Genomic DNA, 19485 nt, shown 5'->3' on the forward strand with positions numbered 1-19485 from the left:
CCGTCATTTTACATTCTGGAGGCTTTCATGACCGCAATCGCGGTGACCATTGCAGGATCGGATTCCGGCGGCGGAGCCGGTATTCAGGCGGATCTCAAGACCTTCTCCGCCAATGGTGTCTATGGCGCGAGCGTCATTGCGGCACTAACAGCGCAGAACACGCTGGGTGTCAGCGCCATTCACGATGTGCCGCCGGATTTCGTCCGCGCCCAGATGACCGCAGTCTTCACCGACCTGACCGTCAAGGCAACCAAGATCGGCATGCTGTCGAAGGTCGATACGATCGAGGCCGTGGCGGAAGGGCTGCAGACGCTCGAGACGGGCACAGTGGTGCTTGATCCTGTGATGGTTGCCGCATCCGGGGATCCCCTGTTGGCGGACAGTGCCGTGGACACGTTGATCACCCTGTTGCTGCCGCTGGTCGACATCGTGACGCCTAACCTGCATGAAGCTGCCCGCATGTTGCAGGCCGATGTGGCGGCAGACGAAACGCAGATGCACACACAGGCAGAGCGTCTTCTCGGCCTCGGAGCCAACGCGGTTCTGCTCAAGGGCGGGCACGGGGCCGGCGCGCAAAGTGCGGACCTGCTGCTGGACCGTGAAGGCAATGCGATCTGGCTCCGGTCCGACAGGGTCAAGACCGACAACACCCACGGAACCGGCTGTACGCTGTCGTCGGCCATAGCCGCGGGTCTTGCCAAGGGGCAGGACATGGAAACGGCCGTACGGTCCGCCAAATCCTATATTCAGGCCGCAATCGCCGCCGCCGATGAATTGCACATCGGCAGTGGTCATGGCCCCGTTCATCATTTCCATGCGTTCTGGAGCAAGTGAGATGACCAGTCAGCCAAAGACCGAAACCGGACGGATCAGTCGCAGAGGGCTTCTGGGGGCATCCGCCGCCGTCGGAGCCAGCGCATTGGCTGCCCCTGCGCTGGCGCAGGAACAGGCGACGCTGGAATGGAAGATGGTGACATCCTGGCCGAAAAACCTGCCGGGTCCCGGGATGACGGCGCAGCGCATTGCGGACAGGATCGAACTTATGTCCGGAGGACGGCTGCGCATCCGGCTTTACGCAGCCGGTGAACTGGTGCCGGCGCTGGGCGTGTTCGAGGCAGTTTCCGCGGGTACGGCGCAGATGGCGCATACGGCCTCGTTTTTCTGGCAGGGCAAGATCCCAGCCTCGGTCTATTTCACGGCGATCCCTTTCGGCCTGCTGCCGCATGAACACATTACCTGGATCGAACAGGGGGGCGGTCAGGCGCTTTGGGACGAGCTTTATGCTCCCTTCGGGCTGCGGCCCGTCATGGCCGGAAATACCGGCGTTCAGATGGGGGGCTGGTTCAAGCGCGAGATCAACACGCTGGACGATCTCAAGGGGCTGAAGATCCGCATGCCGGGTCTTGGCGGCGAAGTGATGCGCAGGCTTGGGGCAACGCCTATCAGTCTGCCACCCGGCGAGCTGTTCCAGGCGCTGGACAGCGGGGTGCTGGATGCCACGGAATTCCTGGGGCCATGGTCGGACCGTGCAATGGGCTTCCAGAAAGCTGCCAAGTCCTACTATACGCCCGGGTTTCATGAGCCCAACGGAACCGGTGAAGCGATCTTCAACACAGTGGCGCTGGAAGGTCTGCCGGAAGACCTTCGCGCGATCATTCTGGAAGCCTGCAAAGCCGAAAACGGCCGGTCGCTTGCCGAAAGCGATTGGGAAAATGCGGGCGCGCTGCAGCTGTTGCAGGAGGAAGACGGCGTCGTTGTGCGTCCCTATCCGGATGACGTGCTGGAAGCGCTGCGGGTGACCTCTGCCGAGGTGCTGGCCGAATTTGCAAGCAAGGATGCGCTCAGTCAGAGGATCTACGACAGCCACATCGCTGCCCGGTCCCGTCTGGCTCCCTGGAGCGATGTCGCCATGCGCCGGTTCATGGAAGCCCGGGACGGCTAGACCTTCCTGCCAGGGCTGCGGGCTGAACACCGGTCCTGGCTGCAACCGATCTCCTTGCGGGCTGGTACACTCGAGCGATTGGCAGTTTGAAACCAGCGGACCGCAAAGCGATCGCTTCCGGGCGAAACGAACGGGCTGCACGCTGGAAAATTTCCTGACTAAAAGTGTTTTCGGAGCAAACAATTGCGGAACCGAGTCCGCATGGTCCTGTTTCCGCCAAGGAAGCTGATTGGTGATTTTACCAAGGAGCACCAAAGGGTTTGTCCTACAAACCGTTCACGTTCCTTTGCGAGATCTGTGGCAAAGCCGCAACCATGCAGCGTTAAATTACGTTATGGGAAACTGATATCTGAACTGCCTATTTTTTGGGCAAATGTTTGGATGTGTGTCGTTTGGATAACGAACAGACTCTTAACTTGTCCTTTTTGAAGTGTTTTGACCATCGAGGCAGCATTCTCTGTGAAAAATGCTGCTTATTTCGCATTGCAGCATGAAAAACTGTTCGCAGACCTGACGTAAATATTCGGTTGAAACGAACGGCGTTCTCCTAAAATCCTGTCTCAGGTAGTCATCATTCGTCCGGGGGCTAGGGGATGGGAGGAAACTCAATGCCGTGGGTAAACAAGAAAACAGTTCTACTTGCTTCAACAGCAGTAGCTCTATCAATGATTGCAAGTTCGGCCTTCGCTGGCGGTTTCGCGCTGAGAGAACAAAGCGCTTATTACCAGGGGATGTCTTTCGCAGGGAACGGAACGACGGGTGAGTCCATCTCCTCGATGTTCTGGAACCCGGCAACGCTTATTGGCGCCGGCAAGGGGCTTACGATTGAATCGCATAGCTCCTTCATCATGCCTGAATCCGATATCGACGGAACCTTTACGCCAGGTGCGCTGACAACCGTCAACGGTGCGACCACCAGCACTGTGGGCAGTGGCGACATCGCATCGGATGCCTGGGTGCCGTCCACATACACCGCTTACCGCTTCAACGATCAGCTGGTGTTCGGTCTTGCCGTCAACGCGCCGTTCGGGCTCAGCACCAAACCGGAACAGAACTGGGCGGGCCAATACTATTCCCGGTCATCCGAAGTGTTTTCGGTCAACGTAAATCCGGCCATCGCCTATCAGATCAACGACATGTTCGCTGTCGGTGTCGGGATCCAGGCGCAATATCTGCAAGTCCGGCTGAAATCGGCCTATCCGTTCTCCACCTCCGCTGCGACGACTGAATTCAAGGGGGAGGGCTATGGATTTGGCGTGACTGCCGGTCTGACCATCCGACCGTGGGAAGGAACTGAAATCGGTCTTGGCTACCGGTCTGCTGTCGCCAACGATCTTGATGGTTCCTACATCAATCCGGGCGGGCGCTTTTTTGTGGGTACGACCCCGGTTTCCTTTGCGGGCAATCGCGCAGGCATCAATGCGACAGTTGTTACACCGGACACAGTGACACTGTCGGCAAGTCACCGCATCAACGACGCTTTCAAGATCGCCGGTACGGTTGAATGGACCAACTGGTCCCGGCTGAAAACCGTGCATCCGAGCAGCGATGGCGGTACGGCGACCACCAATCCGACCGGTCTGCCCAACTTGGAATTCAACTACGATGACGGTTGGTTCTTCGCGGTCGGTGGGGAATACAACTGGAACCAGCAGGTTACCTTGCGTGCAGGTGTCGGCTATGAGCTCTCGCCGATTGACGAGAACATTCGCTCCACACGGTTGCCGGACAACGACCGTCTGTGGTTGTCGGCGGGTATGACCTGGTCGCCGGCGGATAACCTCGCTTTCGACATCGGCTACTCGCACCTGATCCCGGCCGACACCAAGATCGACATTTCTGGCAACCACCAGGACTACAATTCCAACATCGGCACCTACACCGGCAAGGTCGACAGCCAGGTGAACATCATCTCGGCCTCGCTCAGATACACCTACTGAGCGGGAGTTCGCTGACACAACGAAACAAGGCCGGGGCAAACGCTCCGGCCTTTTGCTATTTCACCAGCTTTAAAAGGCTGCCGGGTAAAGCCCGCCATCCATCAGGATGTTCTGACCGGTGATATAGCCGGCGTGACGGGAGCACAGGAAAGCGCAGGTCTGGCCGAATTCCTCTGCCGAGCCGAACCGTCCAACCGGAATTTCGGCAGCCTGTGCGGCGCGAACATCCTCAACGCTTTTTCCGCTCTGCTGCGCAGCGCGTTCAAAGCCGCCCTTCAGCCGGTCCGTATCCATCTTGCCGGGCAGAAGGTTGTTGACCGTTACGCCGTGTGGTGCGAGTTGGCGGCAGACGCCTGCCAGGAACGCGGTGAGACCAGCCCGCGCGCCGCTGGAAAGGTCGAGCCCCTCGATGGGCATCTTCACAGACAGCGAGGTGATGTTGACGATACGGCCAAAGCCGCGCTCCTTCATGCCGGGCACAACGGCCTGCATGAGCTCGATAGGGGTGACAAAGTTCTGCACCACACCTTCCAGAAGCGCTTCACGATCCAGCTCTGAATAGTCGCGCCGGGGTGGGCCGCCGTTGTTGTTGACCAGAATGTCCGGATTGGGGCAGGCCGCCAGAAGCGCCTTTTGCCCTTCTGAAGTGGAAACATCTGCTGCGATGGCGGTAACGCTCACCCCGTAGCGGCTGTGAAGCTGCGAACGGGTTTCTTCCAGAACCGTTTCGGTGCGGCCGTTCAGCACGATGTCACAGCCGGCTTCCGCCAGTGCTTGAGCGCAGCCCTTGCCGAGGCCGCGGCTCGACGCACAGATGATTGCCTTTTTGCCTTTGAGGCCGAGGTCCATGAGCGATCTCCTTGCTGCAATTTGGATAGGCTTTGTGACTGGCAAAAGCGGATGCTGTCAAATGCCCTTGGGGCAGGGGGGCTGCCTGCTGGCAACCGGCAGGTGGTCTCCGCTAGGCCATTTTTCCGGGCGTGTCGGCGTTAATCATAAGGCTTGAAAATAACCACCGCCGGGGAAGTCCCGCCATTTGTCATAATAGTGATACTTGAATCGCGTCTAAAGCGCTCCAAAGGGAATTTGGAGAAGTGCTATGTCTACCGCAGAGGCATCGCGGCATTACCGGGCCTTGTTTATTTCCGACGTCCATCTCGGCACGCGCGGTTGTCAGGCGGAGATGCTACTGGACTTTCTGAAGGACAATGAAGCCGAGACCATTTACCTGGTCGGTGACATTGCCGATGGCTGGCGTCTCCGGCGGTCGTGGTACTGGCCACAGCTTCACAACGACGTGGTTCAGAAGATCCTGCGCAAAGGCCGCAAGGGCGCGCGCATCGTCTACATTCCCGGAAATCACGACGAGTTTCTGCGCAGTTTCCTCGGTACCCACTTTGGCGGCGTTGAAGTGACCGACAGCATCATTCACGAAGCGGCCAACGGAAAACGCTACCTGGTCATTCACGGCGACCAGTTCGACGTGGTGATCCGCCACGCCAAGTGGCTGGCCTTCTTCGGGGACAAGGCCTATGTGACCGCGCTCGGCATCAATACCTGGCTCAACATGGTGCGCCGCCGCCTTGGGCTGACCTACTGGTCACTGTCCGCCTGGGCCAAACTCAAGGTCAAGAATGCGGTCAGTTTTATCGGCCGTTTCGAAGAGGCGTTGTCTGACGAAGCTCGCCGGCAGGGTGTCGACGGCGTCATTTGCGGGCATATTCACCACGCCGCGGATCGAGATCTGGATGGCATTCACTACATCAACACGGGTGACTGGGTGGAAAGCTGCACTGCGGTTGCCGAGCACCACGATGGAACATTTGAGGTGATCCGATGGGTGGACCATACGCAGCAGGAGGCTGTGCCGGCGAAAGCCAAGGAAGCGCCGGTCGCCGCATGAGTTCCATTCTGATTGTGACGGATGCCTGGCATCCCCAGATAAACGGCGTGGTTCGATCGCTGGAGCGCACGGCCGAGGAACTGGAAAAGATCGGCGTGCGGGTGGAGTTTCTGACCCCTCAGGAGTTCACGACCCTGCCGTGTCCGACCTATCCGGAAATCCGCCTGTCGCTGACCCACCGGGGCATCGTGCGCCGGAAAATCGAGGAATACGGCTGCGAGCATCTTCACATTGCAACGGAAGGCCCGCTCGGTCTTCTGGCCGCTAGCGTGGCCAACAAGGCAAGGCGTCCATTCACCACCAGCTACCACACCCGGTTTCCGGAGTATGTGTCGGCCCGTTTGCCGGTGCCGCTGACGTGGTCCTACAGCTGGCTGCGCCGTTTTCATAATTCCGGCTGCGGCTGCATGGTTGCGACACGGTCGCTGGAGCAGGATCTGCGCGGTCGTGGCTTTACCAATCTCATGCGCTGGTCGCGCGGGGTCGATGAACAGCAGTTCAAGCCCTATGAGGGATCCGTGCTGCCTGCCGACCTGCCGCGCCCGGTGTTCATGTATGTCGGCCGCGTTGCCGTCGAAAAGAACATCAAGGCGTTTCTGGATCTCGACCTGCCCGGATCGAAGGTGGTGGTCGGTGATGGTCCTCAACTCGACAATCTGCGCCGGGAGTATCCGGCAGTGCATTTCACCGGTTCGAAGGTGGGTGAGGATCTTGCAAGGCATTACTCGGACGCGGATGTCTTCGTTTTTCCATCCCTCACGGATACCTTCGGCAACGTAATGCTGGAGGCTCTGGCCTGCGGCGTGCCGGTTGCCGCCTTTCCGGTGATGGGGCCTCTCGACGTCATCAGCGATACGGGTGCAGGTGTTCTGTCCGAGGACCTTCGCGAAGCGGCGGAAGCGGCACTGGATATTCCACGCGACCATTGCCGGACGATTGCCATGAACTACACCTGGGCGGCCAGCGCTCGCCAGTTCCTGGACAATTGCATCGAGGCGCAAGACATTTTCAATGGCCGTTTGGTGCGGGGAAAAGCTGCCGAATAAGGTCGCTGACTGCGCGTTTCGAGGCAGGCCGCGTGCCCGCGCACGAAATTGACACCAAGACAAGTTCCCGCTGGAACTGCCCGCCTTCCTGTGAAAACACTTGCATGAAGACCCTGACCCCAAAACAGGCCCGGCGCGTTGCGCCGTGACCTGATGCGGCTTGGGTACCCATACAATGGTTTGACGTATAGAGCGAGTTCCGATGTCGACAACACAATCGCAGCCTGTGTCTGAAGCTGGATCGAAGATGGCTGGACAGACCGTGTCCATCGAGGATGTAGAAGCTGCAGCGGAGCGGATCCGTGCCGAGGCCCTGGTGACGCCGCTGCTGCGCCATCCCCTGCTCGACGAGAGGACCGGGGCCACTGTTGTTATCAAACCGGAGAACCTGCAACGCAGCGGCTCGTTCAAGTTCCGCGGCGCCTTCAACCGGCTCAACCTCATACCGGAATCGGATCGTCCCAAGGGGGTGGTCGCGTGTTCGTCAGGAAACCACGCGCAGGGCGTTGCTGCAAGCGCGCAGTTGCTGGGTATGCCTGCAACCATCGTCATGCCGGCGGATGCTCCCAGGATCAAGCTGGACCGGACGCGCGGCTACGGGGCGACCGTGATCACCTATGACCGGGAAACCGAGGATCGCGATGCGGTCGCAGGTGACTTGTGTTCCCGGTCCGGGGCCACGCTTGTCCACCCCTACAATGATGTCGGCGTTATCGCGGGGCAGGGCACTGTCGGGCTGGAAATGGCGGCGCAGGCGGCTGCGCTGGGTCTTCATCTGGACCACGTGTTGGCTTGTACCGGTGGCGGCGGATTGTCCAGCGGCATTGCGCTGGCGCTGGAAAGCAAATCGCCGGGTACGGTCTTTCACACAGCTGAACCGGCCTTGTTTGACGATTACAAGCGGTCTCTGCAGGCTGGTGAGCGATTGTCGAACCCGGTCAAGACCGGGTCTATCTGCGATGCACTCCTGACTGACTCGCCAGGGAATATCGGCTTTTCAATCCTGCAACGCGTCGCAGGTGAAGGGGTGACCGTCACCGACGAGGAAGCTCTCGCGGCTGTGGCATTTGCCTTTACTGAATTGAAGCTTGTCGTGGAGCCGGGAGGGGCGGTTGCCCTTGCGGCCCTGCTGGCCGGCAAACTGCCTGTTACGGGAAAGACCGTAGGCATCGTGCTGACCGGCGGAAATATCGATCCACAAATGCTGATGACGGCGCTGTCCCGTTAACGTGACCTTAGGGCCTGTTCGCTATAGCGGGGGCTACAAGCATGGCTTGTCGAATCCGGGTAAGGAAGACTATCGGATGCGGCGGCCTGTTTGCCTTTTCGCCGGGACGATGTGAACGGGTTTGCTGAAAATCGAATTGTAACGCGCGGTGCCGGCAACGGTGCGGCGTTTTCTCCTTTTCTCGCCTGTTCATTGTCAGAGTTCCCGACGCGTCACACATGGCGCGGTTCGCCGTATGTTGCCTTTCAAAGCCCACAGCGGCTTCGGAGGGGCGGGTGGTACGCGCTGATTGGGTAGGGATCCCGCGCCTTTTCACAGGCATTGGCCGGTGGTGCGGAAACTGTAAAGAGATCAGCTCCGGCAGCCGGTACTTCGGCCGTCAGCATGCTGTTCCAAGAGGCATTTATGCAGACAAATACTTTGAAAGATCGGCTGACGTTTTTCCGTTACACTGATGAAGACCGGGTTTTGGCGCAGTCCCTGTGGCCGACAATCAAGGAAGCCTTGCCGAAGATCCTCGACGGGTTCTATGCGCATGTGAAAACCGTTCCGCATCTTGCGGCGCTTGTTGGTGACAGGCAGGCCGGCCTGGTGAAAGCGCAGATGAGCCACTGGGAAGGCCTGTTCGCAACGGGCCCGGATGAGGCCTACCAGGAACGCGCGGTGAAGATCGGTCTTACCCACGAACGGATCGGTCTCGATCCCAGCTGGTACATCGGGGGTTATTCCTACGCCCTGACACAGCTGACGGAGATGATCCTGTCGAAGCGCTTCATGTCGGCAGGCAAGCGCTCGCAGGCTGTGCAGGTGATGACGAAGCTGGTCATGCTCGATATGGATGTGGCGATTTCCACCTATCACGATAAAATGGTGACCGATGCAGTCGGTCGTGAAGCCGAATTGAAGGCTGCCATCCAGGAATTTCAGGATGTGCTCGGTGGTACGGTTGGCACGCTCGGCACGGCCTCCGAACAGCTTGAGGCCTCTTCAGGCAGTCTGCGCCGCGAAACCGTCGACATTGGCGAACGAATGATCAGGATGGATAACACCTCGGCGGAGACGGCGAGCGGTGTGCAGTCCAGCGCGACGGCGACAGAGGAAATGTCTGCGTCGATTGTCGAGATCGGACGTCAGGCGGAGCAGTCGCGCGAAATGGCTGTCAAGGCCGTGGCGGGGGCACGCAACACCAACGAATCCGTCACCAAGCTTGCCGGCTTTGCGGACCAGGTCGGCTCGGTAATTGGTCTGATCTCGGAAATCGCGGCACAGACCAACCTTCTGGCATTGAACGCCACCATCGAAGCGGCCCGGGCCGGTGAAATGGGGCGGGGATTTGCGGTCGTCGCGGCCGAGGTCAAGGAGCTTGCCAGCCAGACTACAAAGGCAACAGACGAAATCACCGAACAGGTTGCCAGCATCCAGCAGGCGACAAAGCAGTCGGTTCAGGATATCGACGGCATCACGTCGATCATCGGCGCGCTGTCCGAAATCGCGACCGGGATTGCGTCGGCAGTGGAACAGCAGGCGGCGGCAACGGCCGAAATATCCTCCAATGTGCAGATCGCGGCGCAGGGCACTCAGGCTTTCACGCAAGAGATCACTGCCGTGCGCGGGTCGGTGGAAAATGTCGATGGAGCAGTCGTCACCATTCAGGACATGTCGGCGGCGCTGAAGGACCAGGCTGGTCAGCTTGGTCAGCAGGCGGAACAGTTCTTCGCGAAGATCAACATCGGGCACTGAGACCATTCCGGCAAACTGTCGTGATTAACCCACCCGAGATTTTGTCCCGGCCTTGTGCCGGGACGCCCAAGGTGCGGACAATCCTGTTGTCTCGCGCCTTTCTCTCACCCTCATCCGTCCATAGACCCTGGCCCTGAGGCATCGTACCGGGGCTTGTTGGTGGACGAAGACACAAAAAAGGCGCCGCAGTGGGCGCCTTTTTCAAACGTCTTGTCAGATTTGGCCTTAGTTGAAGAGTGCCTGGCGCTCTGCTTCGGAGAGCTGTTTTAGCGGGTCTTCGCTATCTTCTCCGGCGACTTCCTCAGTCAGTTCCCACTCTGCATCGGCTTCGGCTTCAGCTTCGTCGTGGGATTCGTCGGCCGTTTCACTGACTTCGCTGTCGAACAGGGCTTCGATGGCAGCTTCATCCAGAGTGCTTTCGGGATCTTCAGCGGCGAGTTCAGTGTCGTCTTCTTCTTCCTCTGCAGCGGGAGCAGAGGCAAACATGTCGTCGATGGCTGCAGCGTCCATCGGCTCATCGCCGCCAGCCATGATGGCATCGACATCCGTCTCGGACGCCATGATGGCATCTACGTCGGTACCGGACGCCATGATCGCGTCAACATCGGCCGCGCTGGCGTGGGATGCGGCTTTGGGCGCTTCCTCGTCAGTCCCGGTTTCCTTCAGCGCAGCGTCGAAAACGTCGTTGCTGACGGACATCAGTTCATCGACGTTGGTCTGGGAAACGCCGCCGGCAAGCTGGGGACCGTTCAGGAGATGTGCATCCGGACGTTCGTCGACGGGACCGGCCGTCGCGTCGGCGTCCATTTCTTCGATGCCCCAGATGTTGATCATCAGGTTGATGCGGCTTTCAAGGTAACGCAGCACCTGCACAACCTTGTTCGTCCGCTGGCCGGTCAGATCCTGGAAGGAGCAGGCCATGAAGATTTCGGTTGCCTTGGCGTCGATGTCGTCGCAAACCGCGTCTTCGGCGCCGTTCTCGCGCAGAATCCATGCCTTTTCCTGGATCTGTTCGGCAGCTTCCAGGATGGATTGGGTTGCCCCTTCGGTCTGGGTGACGATGGCATCGAGTTCGTGAGAGGCGTCGACAAAGCGATTGCTTTCCTCGCCTTCTGCCTTGATGTTGGCAATCTCCGACTTGGTGCGCTCGATGGCCTCGTGCATGTCCGCGATGTCGAGACGGATCGTGTCGAGGTCCGGCACCTTGCGTTGCCGGGTCATCATTTTCTCTAGCCGACCAATCGCAGTCAGGATCTCGGTTGTTTCCGGTGTCTTGTTGCGATTGAGAAACTCTTTCAAGAACCTGCGCCCGCGATCGGACTCCATCAGGGTCTGTTCGAGAGTCTGGTATTCGGCTTCGCCGATCGGCTCCGGTTGTTCCTGTGCTGCTGCCGCTTTCATATGGACGCGCTTCTCAACTTGCCTAAGTGTCGTTTATTGCCGTAACACGGACAACTTCGCTCTAAGGTAAGGCGTAAATCGTTAACATCCTTTTAGGGCAGTCCCACGCCCGGTATCCCATGTCGCTCGACCGTTCCAGTATCAGCAGCCGTGTCTCGGCCCTGTTTGCCAGCCACTTCTTCGGCGTCGGCTTGTTTCTGCCGTTTTTTCCGGTCGTCCTCGGGTTTCGCGGGCTGACGGCCGCTGAAATCGGATTTGTTCTGGGGATAGGCACCATTGCCCGTATCGCAGCAAGCCCGCTTCTGTCGAATCTCTCCGACCGCACCGGTCAGCGCCGTCTTTCAATTCTGATCTATGCTCTGGCGGCAGCAGTCTTCATCGGGCTTTACTTTCTTCCCCTGGGCCTTGTGTTTCTGTCCATTGCGGTGATCGGCTACATGGTCATGAATGCACCTGTGGTGCCGCTCAGCGATGCCTATGCGCTGGATGTCCAGCGCAATACCGGGGCTGATTATGCCCGCATGCGGCTTTGGGGCTCGGCCGGTTTTGTGGTTGCCAGCATTGTCGGAGGTTCTCTGGCCGCGGAAGCCACGTCGTGGCTCATCGTGGTTGCCGTGGGTCTGGCCTCTCTCGCAACAGGTGCTGTTGCCATGTCGCTGCCTCGTCAAAAGCGGCGTAAAGCGCCTGGCGGGTCAGAGAAGGAGAGCGGGACTGGCGCTGGGGACGACGACAAGGACACGCCGTTCAAAAGCGTCTGGTTCTGGCCGTTGCTGGTGGTGCTCGGCCTTTACCAGGCGAGCCACTCGGCCTTTTACGGCTTCGGAACGCTCTATTGGCAGGCCATGGACGTTCCTGATTTTGCCATTGGTCTCTTGTGGGCAACGGGCGTTGCGGCTGAAATCGCCTTGTTCACGGTTGCCGGAAAGGTGGCGCAACGGTTCGATCCGCCGGTCTTTCTGCTGGCAGCAGGTACGGCGGCCACCGTCCGGTGGCTTCTGTTTCCCTTCGCCGAGACGGTGCCTGCCATGGCTGCCCTCCAGACCTTGCACGGCCTTTCTTTCGGCGCGGCGCATCTGGGGGCCGTTGCGATTCTTGCGCGCGTCGTGCCCAGCCGGTGGGCGGGAACGGGGCAGGGGCTGCTGGCAACGTCCGTTGGCATTCAGATGGCAATCGGTCTCAGTATTTCCGGTGCCCTTTACGAGATCAATCCGAACTGGCCCTTTTTCCTGATGGCTGTGATCGCGGCCATCGGCACACTGTTGACGCTGGCATTGACGCCGATGCTGCGAAGGCGCATGGCGGCGGAGTGAGATCGCTCCACTTGACCTTCAAGGCGGCATCCGTTGGCTTTTGACTGACGATCATCTTTGAAACGCAGATGTCTCTGTGCTTCCGAAATTCAGGATTCGCAGGCCAACAAAAAACGCCGGTCCCAGATCAGGGAAACCGGCGTTTTTCTTTTCCATACAGGCTTTTGCCTTACCCCCACAGCTCCGGCAGGGGCGGGAAAAGGGTGCTGCCTTCAAACTTCAGACCCGGCGAGCGGTCCTCGGCCAGCAGGAGTGGCCCGTCGAGGTCGACGAAATCCGCCTTCTGCGCGATCAGCACCGCCGGTGCCATGGCCAGAGACGTGCCAACCATACAGCCGACCATGATTTTCAGATCCTGGGCGCGCGCATCTTCGACAAGTTTCAGCGCGGCCGTCAGGCCGCCTGCCTTGTCGAGCTTGATGTTGACCGCATCATACTTCGCCCGCAATCCGTCGATGCTCTTGCCCGGATGGAGGCTTTCGTCGGCGCAGATCACCACACTCCGTTCGAGCCCTGCGAGAAGATCGTCGTTCTTGGAAGGGAGCGGCTGTTCGATCAGGGCAACGCCTGCCGTCTGGCAGGCAGCCATGTTTGTTTCAAAACAGCTTTCGTCCCAGGCTTCGTTTGCGTCGACGATCAGGGTGCTGTCGGGGGCAGCAAGGCGCACGGCAGCAATCCGCTCGTCGTCACCGGGGCCGGCAAGCTTGACCTTCAAGAGTGGACGATGCGCTGCTGCGCGGGTCTTTTCAGCCATCTTTTCCGGCGTGTCGACGCTGATGGTGAAGGCCGTCGTGACCGGTTTCAGCGTGCCGAAACCGGCAATGTCTGTTGCCGCTTTTCCGGAACGCTTGGCTTCCAGGTCCCAAAGGGCGCAGTCGACGGCATTGCGGGCTGCTCCTGCAGGCATAGCCTCCAGAAGCTCTTCCCGGCTGAGGCCGTTTTTCAGAAGGGGGGCGATTTCCTCGATCTGTGTCTGCACGGTTTCAAGCGATTCGCCGTAACGCGGATAGGGCACGCATTCGCCATGGCCGGTCGCGGAGCCATCGTTCAGGGTAACGACGACTACCTGGGCATGGGTGCGGGTCTCGCGGGAGATCTTGAAACCTCCCGCGATTTCGAAGCGCTGTGCCTCGATGTTGACCTCAAGGCTCATGGCGCACCGAACTCTGCCGAAACCTTGTCGACGATGGCTTCCATGCCGTAGCGGACCGGATCGGTTGCAGGCAGGCCGTGCTTTTCGCCGATCTTGGCCAGATACGCGAGGGCCTCGTCTTCACCAAGCGCAGTGGTGTTGACGGCAATGCCGACGCAGCGGATGTCCGGATTGGTCAGTTTTCCGCAGGCAATGGTCATGTCGATAACCTGCTGGATCGTCGGCAGCGGCGTTTCGACACCGCGCATCTTGGTGCGGGTCGGTTCGTGGCAGACGATGAAACCGTCCGGCTGGGAGCCATGCAGAAGGCCAAGCGTGACCCCGGCGAAGGACGGGTGAAACAGCGAGCCCTGGCCTTCGATGATCTGCCAGTGATCGGGATCGGTCTCGGGCGAGATCCATTCGGCGGCGCCGGAAATGAAGTCGGCAATCACCGCGTCGAGTGCGACGCCGCGGCCGGAAATGAACACACCGGTCTGGCCGGTCGCGCAGAAGGTGCTGGAAAAGCCGCGGTCGTTCATGGCCTTGTCCATGGCGAGGGCAGTGTATTTCTTGCCGACGGAACAATCGGTGCCGACGGCCAGAATGCGTTTGCCGGCGCGTTTGGTGCCCTTGCCGGTGGCAAAGGCCATGTCATTGTGGCGCACGTCGTGAAGCAGGCGGCCGTTGCGTTCTGCGGCTTCCCTGATCGCAGGCACGCTGGCAAGGCGCACATGCAGGCCGGACGCCACATCCATACCGGCATCGAGAGCCTCGACAACAGATTCGACCCAATGCTCCGGCAAGCGGCCTCCGGCGTTCACGGCGCCGATGATGAAAGTCTTGGCGCCAGCGTCCGCCCCTTCTGCAATCGACATGTCGGTAAGGCCGGTGTCGGCGGCGCAGCCGGGCAGGCGGACCTGGCCCAGGCACCAGTCCTTGCGCCAGTCTACAATGCCAATGGCGGTCTTGGCGGCAAGGGCGTCGGGAACATCACCGAGAAACAACAGGTAAGGACGTGCGATTTCCATGGATAGAGCTTTCAAGTGTCTACTGGAGGGAGGTACCAACTTCATGGTGAATGACGGTTGGTATTGAACTTCTCCATCAGGTATACGGGGGATGGTGAACCAGCGGCAAGAGGGCAGCCAGCCGGAATGGCATTCTTGGAAAAAAACATTGCGCCGGAATCGGCTCTGAAGGCAGACGGGTCGGATAAACAGTACCTTGCCCTTTCAGGTGACTGGACCATCAGCACCATTGCCGACGCCGAGAAACAGCTGAAAAGTCTGTCTCTCGACAAGAAACGGCTCACCTGTATCGATGTTTCCAAGATCGAACATCTGGACACCAGCGGTGCATGGCTGATCCATCGCACGCGTGGGCATCTGGAATTCGAGGGACGCAGGGTTGGCCTGACCGGTGTCTCCGATGTTCGAAAGACTCTGTTCCAGGAGATAGAGAACCACCATCCGCCGAGCTGGAAGCCGGATCCGGGCGGGTTGTCCGTTGTCGGCTTTCTGGAAGCCACCGGCCGGCAGATGGTCGGCGTTTATAAAGACGCCTTGGCGATGCTGCACATTCTCGGGTCGCTCGGCCTGGTTCTGTCGACAGTTCTTCTTGTGCCTAAACGCCTGCGCAGCATATCGATTGCGGTTCAGTTCGACCGGAGTTGCATCGGCGCGGTGCCTATCGTGGCGCTGATGAGTTTTCTCATCGGAGCTATCATCTCGCAGCAGGGCGGCTTCTATCTGAAGCAGTTCGGGGCCGACATTTTCGTCGTCGACCTTGCCGGCATTCTGGTTCTGCGGGAAATCGGGGTGATTCTGACCGCTATCATGGTGGCAGGCCGCTCGGGGTCCGCCTTTACGGCGGAACTGGGGTCCATGCGGATGCAGGAAGAAGTCGACGCGCTGCATGTGATTGGCCTCAGCGTGACCGAAGTCCTGGTGCTGCCGCGCATTCTGGCGCTGATGATTGCGCTGCCCATCCTGACCTTCGTTTCCGACGTTTCGGCTCTCTTCGGCTCGGGAATCGTGACCTGGGCATATCTTGATATTCCGCCTGCGGCCTTTCTGACGCAGTTGCAGGCGGCCATCACCATCAATACGCTGATCGTCGGACTGGTAAAGGCGCCCTTCATGGCGCTGATCGTCGGCCTGATTGCCTGTGTAGAGGGGCTGAAGGTCGAAGGCTCGTCCGAATCTCTTGGCCGTCACACGACCATGTCGGTGGTGAAGGCCATTTTCCTTGTCATCGTGGTGGATGGTTTCTTCGCCATTTTCTTTGCCGCGATTGGAGTTTGACCAGCCGATGACGCAAAGCCAGAGCGAGACGCCTGAAAAAGAGACAGCCGCGACGGGTGAGGAGTCGGACAACGTCCTGTCGGTGCGCGACATCACCGTCGGATTCGGTTCCAAGATCGTCCTGAAGGATCTCGACCTGGATGTGCGCCGGGGCGAAGTGCTCGGATTCGTGGGTGGGTCGGGTACCGGCAAATCGGTGTTGATGCGCACAATCCTGGGCCTGACGCCGCGGCGAAGCGGCAAGATATCTGTTTTCGGGCACGACCTGTCGACTGCAAGCCGGCAGGAGCGCACGGCCATCGAGCGCCGCTGGGGCGTGCTTTTTCAGCAAGGGGCGCTGTTTTCGTCCCTGTCGGTCAAACAGAACATTCAGGTGCCCATGCGGGAACACCTGAAGCTTTCGCCGCAGCTGATGGATGAACTCGCAACCTTGAAGCTCGAACTTGTCGGACTGCCGCAAGATGCCGGCGACAAGCTTCCCTCTGAGCTTTCCGGAGGCATGGTCAAACGGGCGAGCCTGGCCCGTGCCCTTGCACTCGATCCGGATTTGGTGTTTCTGGACGAGCCGACGTCCGGGCTCGATCCGATCGGAGCGGCGGCCTTTGATTCGCTTATCGCAAATCTCAGTTCGACCCTCGGATTGACCGTTTATATGGTCACCCATGATCTTGATAGTTTGCATTCTATCTGTGATCGGGTTGCTGTTCTTGGGAAAAAGCGTGTTCTGGCCATCGGAACGATGGACGACATGATGAAAAATGATGATCCCTGGATTAAATCTTACTTCAGGGGTGAACGTGCCCTACGCCGAGCATAGGTTGGACTGAATGGAAACCCGCGCGAACTATATCCTGATCGGTGCCTTCATGGTGGCAGTCCTGATCGGTGCGTTCGGTTTTGTGTATTGGCTCGCCGTTACTTCGGAATCCAGGCAGAACGTTGAACTGAAGGTCGTCTATCCTGGACCGGTGACAGGTCTTCCCGTAGGCGGGCAGGTGCTGTTCAACGGCATCAAGGTCGGCGATGTGAAGTCGCTGGATTTTGCTCCGGGCGATCCGACCAAGGTTGTGGCCACCGTCGGGATCAGACCCTCCACGCCTTTGCATGAAGACACCAAGGCAACGCTTAATTTCACCGGCCTGACGGGTGTCGCCTATGTCGATCTCAGTGGCGGGTCCTCAGAATCGCCTCTCTTGCTCAATGCGGATGGCGATCAGGACGAGGACAATATTCCGGTCATCTATGCCGAACGGTCCTTCTTCGACGATATCGTCGATGGCGCGCGCGATGTGTTGAAGCGTGCAGATACCACCATGAAGACGGTTGATGACCTGCTCAAGGACAACGGACCGGCGATCACCGAGATCGTCAACAATGCCGAGACATTTTCCGCCGCGCTGGCTGCCAACTCCGATGGCGTGAAGGATTTCATGGCCAGCATCGGCAAGGCATCGGACTCATTCTCCAGCCTGTCCGGCCGTCTTGAGACGCTAGTGCAGGAAGGCGAGCGCCTTCTGGCCGCCGTCCCGTCCGACAAGGTGACCGTCATTGTGGATGATCTGTCGAAATTTTCCGCAAGCCTTGGCAAGGCCAGCGGCGACATTGATCTTCTGATGGCGGACGCGCAGCGTGCGGCGAAGGAATTGGAAACCTTCACGGTGAACCTGAACGAAGGGCTGGATCGCGTTCACAAGATCGTCGGCGCCGTGAATCCTGAAGACGTTCAGAAGGTGGTGCAAGGGGCTGCTGCCCTTGGCGAGGTACTGCAGAACCGGACTGGCGATATCGACAAGCTGATCTCTTCCACCAGCGAAACCATGCAGAACGTCAATTCGGTGGTCGAGACGATCAGTGCCCAGGAAGGTGCGATCAAGGATATCGTGCAGGGCGGGCGTGAAGTCGTGGTCAAGGTGGATGCCATCATGACACGCGGCGTGGAAATCGCTTCTGCCATTGATCCGCTCAAGGTTGAGCAGGTGGTTGCCTCTGTCAGCACGTTCACCGACAGCCTCAACGTATCGCTGGGCAAGGTCGATAACCTGGTGGCGAGTGTCGATCCGGAAAAGGTCAGCAAGGCCGTCGACAACGTTTCCAGCATCATCGACAACTTCAACACGCAGCAGAGCCAGATCAACGAGATCATCGCTTCCACCAAGTCCACCGTTCAGAACTTCGAGGCCGTATCGGCAACGGTTCGCGGCCAGGATGACCGGATCGCAGCGCTGATCACTGATGTTCAGGCGGCGGCGGAACGCTTCGCAACGACGCTTCAGACCGCAAACGACCTGATGAAGGCCGTGGATCCGGAAAAGGTCGCGAATATCGTCGGTTCAGTCGAGACGGCGACCTCAGGTCTTGCGAATCCGGATGACGGCATTCCGGCCATTCTGGAAAGCGCCCGAAAGGCAGCAGACAACGTTCAGCAGATGACGGAAAATCTGTCCAGACGGACACCTGATGTCGACCAGATCATCACCGATGCCAAGCAGATGACCGCAACGCTGAATTCCACGTCTGTTCGTGTCGAAAGCCTGGTGGAGAAGGTTTCCACCATGGTTGATGGCGATGGCGAGGGCCTGATCAAGGAAGCGACACTGGCCGCGCAGGCGATCCGCAAGGTTGCGGTTGCCTTCGAAAGCCGGGCGGATGCGATTGCGGGCGGGCTGTCCAAGTTTGCCACTCAGGGCTCCGCAGATTTCAGCGCGGCACTTGGGCAGGTCAACCGGACACTGATTTCGATCCAGCGGGCAGCGGAAAGCTTTGAGCGCAATCCGAACCGGATCATCTTCGGAGGTGAGGATGTGCCGACCTATAACGGTGGGCGGCGCCGATGAGACTGAAAGTGCAGGGGCAGGGGCGTATGACGAAGGCAACCACTGACATGAGCCGCCGGGGCGTCTTGACCGCTCTCGGGCTCGGCGTGCTGGTGTCGGGATGCGCCAGTTCCGGGCCATCGGCCTATTACAGCATCGGTGCAGCCGATGTCGGAGGCCTGCAGGGTCGCTCCAGCCGCGTCCAGGTTCTGGTGTCCGCACCCCGGGCCTTGAAGGCGCTGGATACCAGTTACATTGCCGTGGTCGACAAGGGCCCGGTCTACAGCTACTTCCCGGGTTCTGCCTGGGCGGACTCGCTGCCCAATGTGGTGCAGTTGAAACTGGTCGAAACCCTGCAGAACACCAACCGTCTGCGCGGTGTCGGTCTGCCGGGCGACGGGCTCTTGATCGACTATCAGCTCCAGACCGAAATCCGGGCTTTCGAACTTCAGGTGGCGGGGGCCAATCGCGGCGTTGTGGAAATTTCGGCGCGTATCGTCAACGACCGCAACGGACGTACAGTCGCCAACAAGGTCTTCCGGGCGGAAACCTCTGCCGGCAGTACATCTGTCGACAAGGCGGTTGAGGCCATGAACGCTTCAGCGGACCGCGTGTTCACGGAAATGGCTGCCTGGACGCTTCAGAACGTCTGAGACCAACCGTTCCCATCTTAAGATATGTTGAGAGCCATCGGGGAGCACCGATCCTTCGTGTGTTGTCCGTC

The 19485-nt window shown here is 59.3% G+C and carries 16 protein-coding genes; 12 read left to right on the forward strand and 4 right to left on the reverse strand.

The window, feature by feature from the left end; translation table 11 throughout:
* Positions 1-27 precede the first annotated feature (27 nt).
* From thiD to FMN63_RS21365, 3 genes are all read left to right on the forward strand, one after another.
* A complete protein-coding gene (gene thiD, locus FMN63_RS21355) occupies positions 28-834 on the forward strand; it encodes a bifunctional hydroxymethylpyrimidine kinase/phosphomethylpyrimidine kinase (RefSeq protein ID WP_148586169.1) in 807 nt (268 codons plus the stop codon).
* A gap of 1 nt (position 835) precedes the next feature.
* Positions 836-1942, forward strand: coding sequence for a TRAP transporter substrate-binding protein (locus tag FMN63_RS21360; RefSeq protein ID WP_148586170.1), 1107 nt, complete (start codon positions 836-838; stop codon positions 1940-1942).
* Between the two features lie 665 nt (positions 1943-2607).
* The gene (locus FMN63_RS21365) at positions 2608-3882 is read left to right on the forward strand and encodes an OmpP1/FadL family transporter (protein ID WP_209001262.1); all 1275 of its coding nucleotides are present in this window, start codon (positions 2608-2610) and stop codon (positions 3880-3882) included.
* A gap of 69 nt (positions 3883-3951) precedes the next feature.
* On the opposite strand, the gene FMN63_RS21370 is transcribed toward FMN63_RS21365, so the two are convergent.
* A complete protein-coding gene (locus FMN63_RS21370) occupies positions 3952-4731 on the reverse strand; it encodes an SDR family oxidoreductase (protein ID WP_148586172.1) in 780 nt (259 codons plus the stop codon).
* A 250-nt stretch (positions 4732-4981) separates the two neighbouring features.
* Between FMN63_RS21370 and FMN63_RS21375 the strand changes: the two genes are divergently transcribed.
* From FMN63_RS21375 to FMN63_RS21390, 4 genes are all read left to right on the forward strand, one after another.
* Positions 4982-5785 carry a UDP-2,3-diacylglucosamine diphosphatase gene (locus FMN63_RS21375; RefSeq protein WP_148586173.1) on the forward strand — a complete coding sequence of 268 codons (804 nt, stop codon included), beginning with the start codon at positions 4982-4984 and terminating at the stop codon, positions 5783-5785.
* A complete protein-coding gene (locus tag FMN63_RS21380) occupies positions 5782-6831 on the forward strand; it encodes a glycosyltransferase family 4 protein (protein ID WP_148586174.1) in 1050 nt (349 codons plus the stop codon). Before FMN63_RS21375 ends, FMN63_RS21380 begins: the two co-directional genes overlap by 4 nt.
* A 247-nt stretch (positions 6832-7078) precedes the next feature.
* Positions 7079-8059: a threonine ammonia-lyase gene (locus FMN63_RS21385; RefSeq protein ID WP_162855078.1), complete on the forward strand. Its 981-nt coding sequence runs from the start codon at positions 7079-7081 to the stop codon at positions 8057-8059.
* Between the two features lie 405 nt (positions 8060-8464).
* Complete coding sequence (locus FMN63_RS21390; protein WP_162855079.1) at positions 8465-9799, forward strand: globin-coupled sensor protein; 1335 nt, start codon at positions 8465-8467, stop codon at positions 9797-9799.
* A gap of 225 nt (positions 9800-10024) precedes the next feature.
* Here FMN63_RS21390 and FMN63_RS21395 read toward each other — a convergent pair whose 3' ends face one another.
* Positions 10025-11200: a protein phosphatase CheZ gene (locus FMN63_RS21395; protein WP_148586176.1), complete on the reverse strand. Its 1176-nt coding sequence runs from the start codon at positions 11198-11200 to the stop codon at positions 10025-10027.
* Positions 11201-11319: 119 nt separating this feature from the next.
* Between FMN63_RS21395 and FMN63_RS21400 the strand changes: the two genes are divergently transcribed.
* Positions 11320-12510, forward strand: coding sequence for an MFS transporter (locus FMN63_RS21400; RefSeq protein WP_148586177.1), 1191 nt, complete (start codon positions 11320-11322; stop codon positions 12508-12510).
* A 169-nt stretch (positions 12511-12679) separates the two neighbouring features.
* Here the strand turns inward: FMN63_RS21400 and dgcA are convergent, their stop codons facing one another.
* Together dgcA and dgcN are read right to left on the reverse strand one after the other, a co-directional pair.
* Positions 12680-13663, reverse strand: coding sequence for an N-acetyl-D-Glu racemase DgcA (gene dgcA, locus FMN63_RS21405; RefSeq protein ID WP_148586178.1), 984 nt, complete (start codon positions 13661-13663; stop codon positions 12680-12682).
* On the reverse strand, positions 13660-14673 hold the full coding sequence (dgcN, locus tag FMN63_RS21410; protein ID WP_148586179.1) for an N-acetyltransferase DgcN: 1014 nt from the start codon (positions 14671-14673) through the stop codon (positions 13660-13662). Before dgcN ends, dgcA begins: the two co-directional genes overlap by 4 nt.
* A gap of 126 nt (positions 14674-14799) precedes the next feature.
* On the opposite strand from dgcN, the gene FMN63_RS21415 reads away from it, so the two are divergent.
* The 4 genes from FMN63_RS21415 to FMN63_RS21430 are packed head-to-tail and all read left to right on the forward strand — an operon-like array spanning position 14800 to position 19414.
* Positions 14800-15948, forward strand: coding sequence for an ABC transporter permease (locus FMN63_RS21415; protein WP_148586180.1), 1149 nt, complete (start codon positions 14800-14802; stop codon positions 15946-15948).
* Between the two features lie 7 nt (positions 15949-15955).
* The gene (locus tag FMN63_RS21420; protein WP_148586181.1) at positions 15956-16765 is read left to right on the forward strand and encodes an ABC transporter ATP-binding protein; all 810 of its coding nucleotides are present in this window, start codon (positions 15956-15958) and stop codon (positions 16763-16765) included.
* 10 nt (positions 16766-16775) lie between these two features.
* On the forward strand, positions 16776-18782 hold the full coding sequence (locus tag FMN63_RS21425) for an MlaD family protein (RefSeq protein WP_148586182.1): 2007 nt from the start codon (positions 16776-16778) through the stop codon (positions 18780-18782).
* Positions 18779-19414, forward strand: a complete 636-nt coding sequence (locus tag FMN63_RS21430; RefSeq protein ID WP_209001263.1) for an ABC-type transport auxiliary lipoprotein family protein — start codon at positions 18779-18781, stop codon at positions 19412-19414. The genes FMN63_RS21425 and FMN63_RS21430 overlap by 4 nt, the downstream gene beginning before the upstream one ends.
* Positions 19415-19485: the final 71 nt, after the last annotated feature.

It is taken from the genome of Stappia sp. BW2 (assembly GCF_008107695.1).
In the GTDB taxonomy this organism is placed as follows: domain Bacteria; phylum Pseudomonadota; class Alphaproteobacteria; order Rhizobiales; family Stappiaceae; genus Roseibium.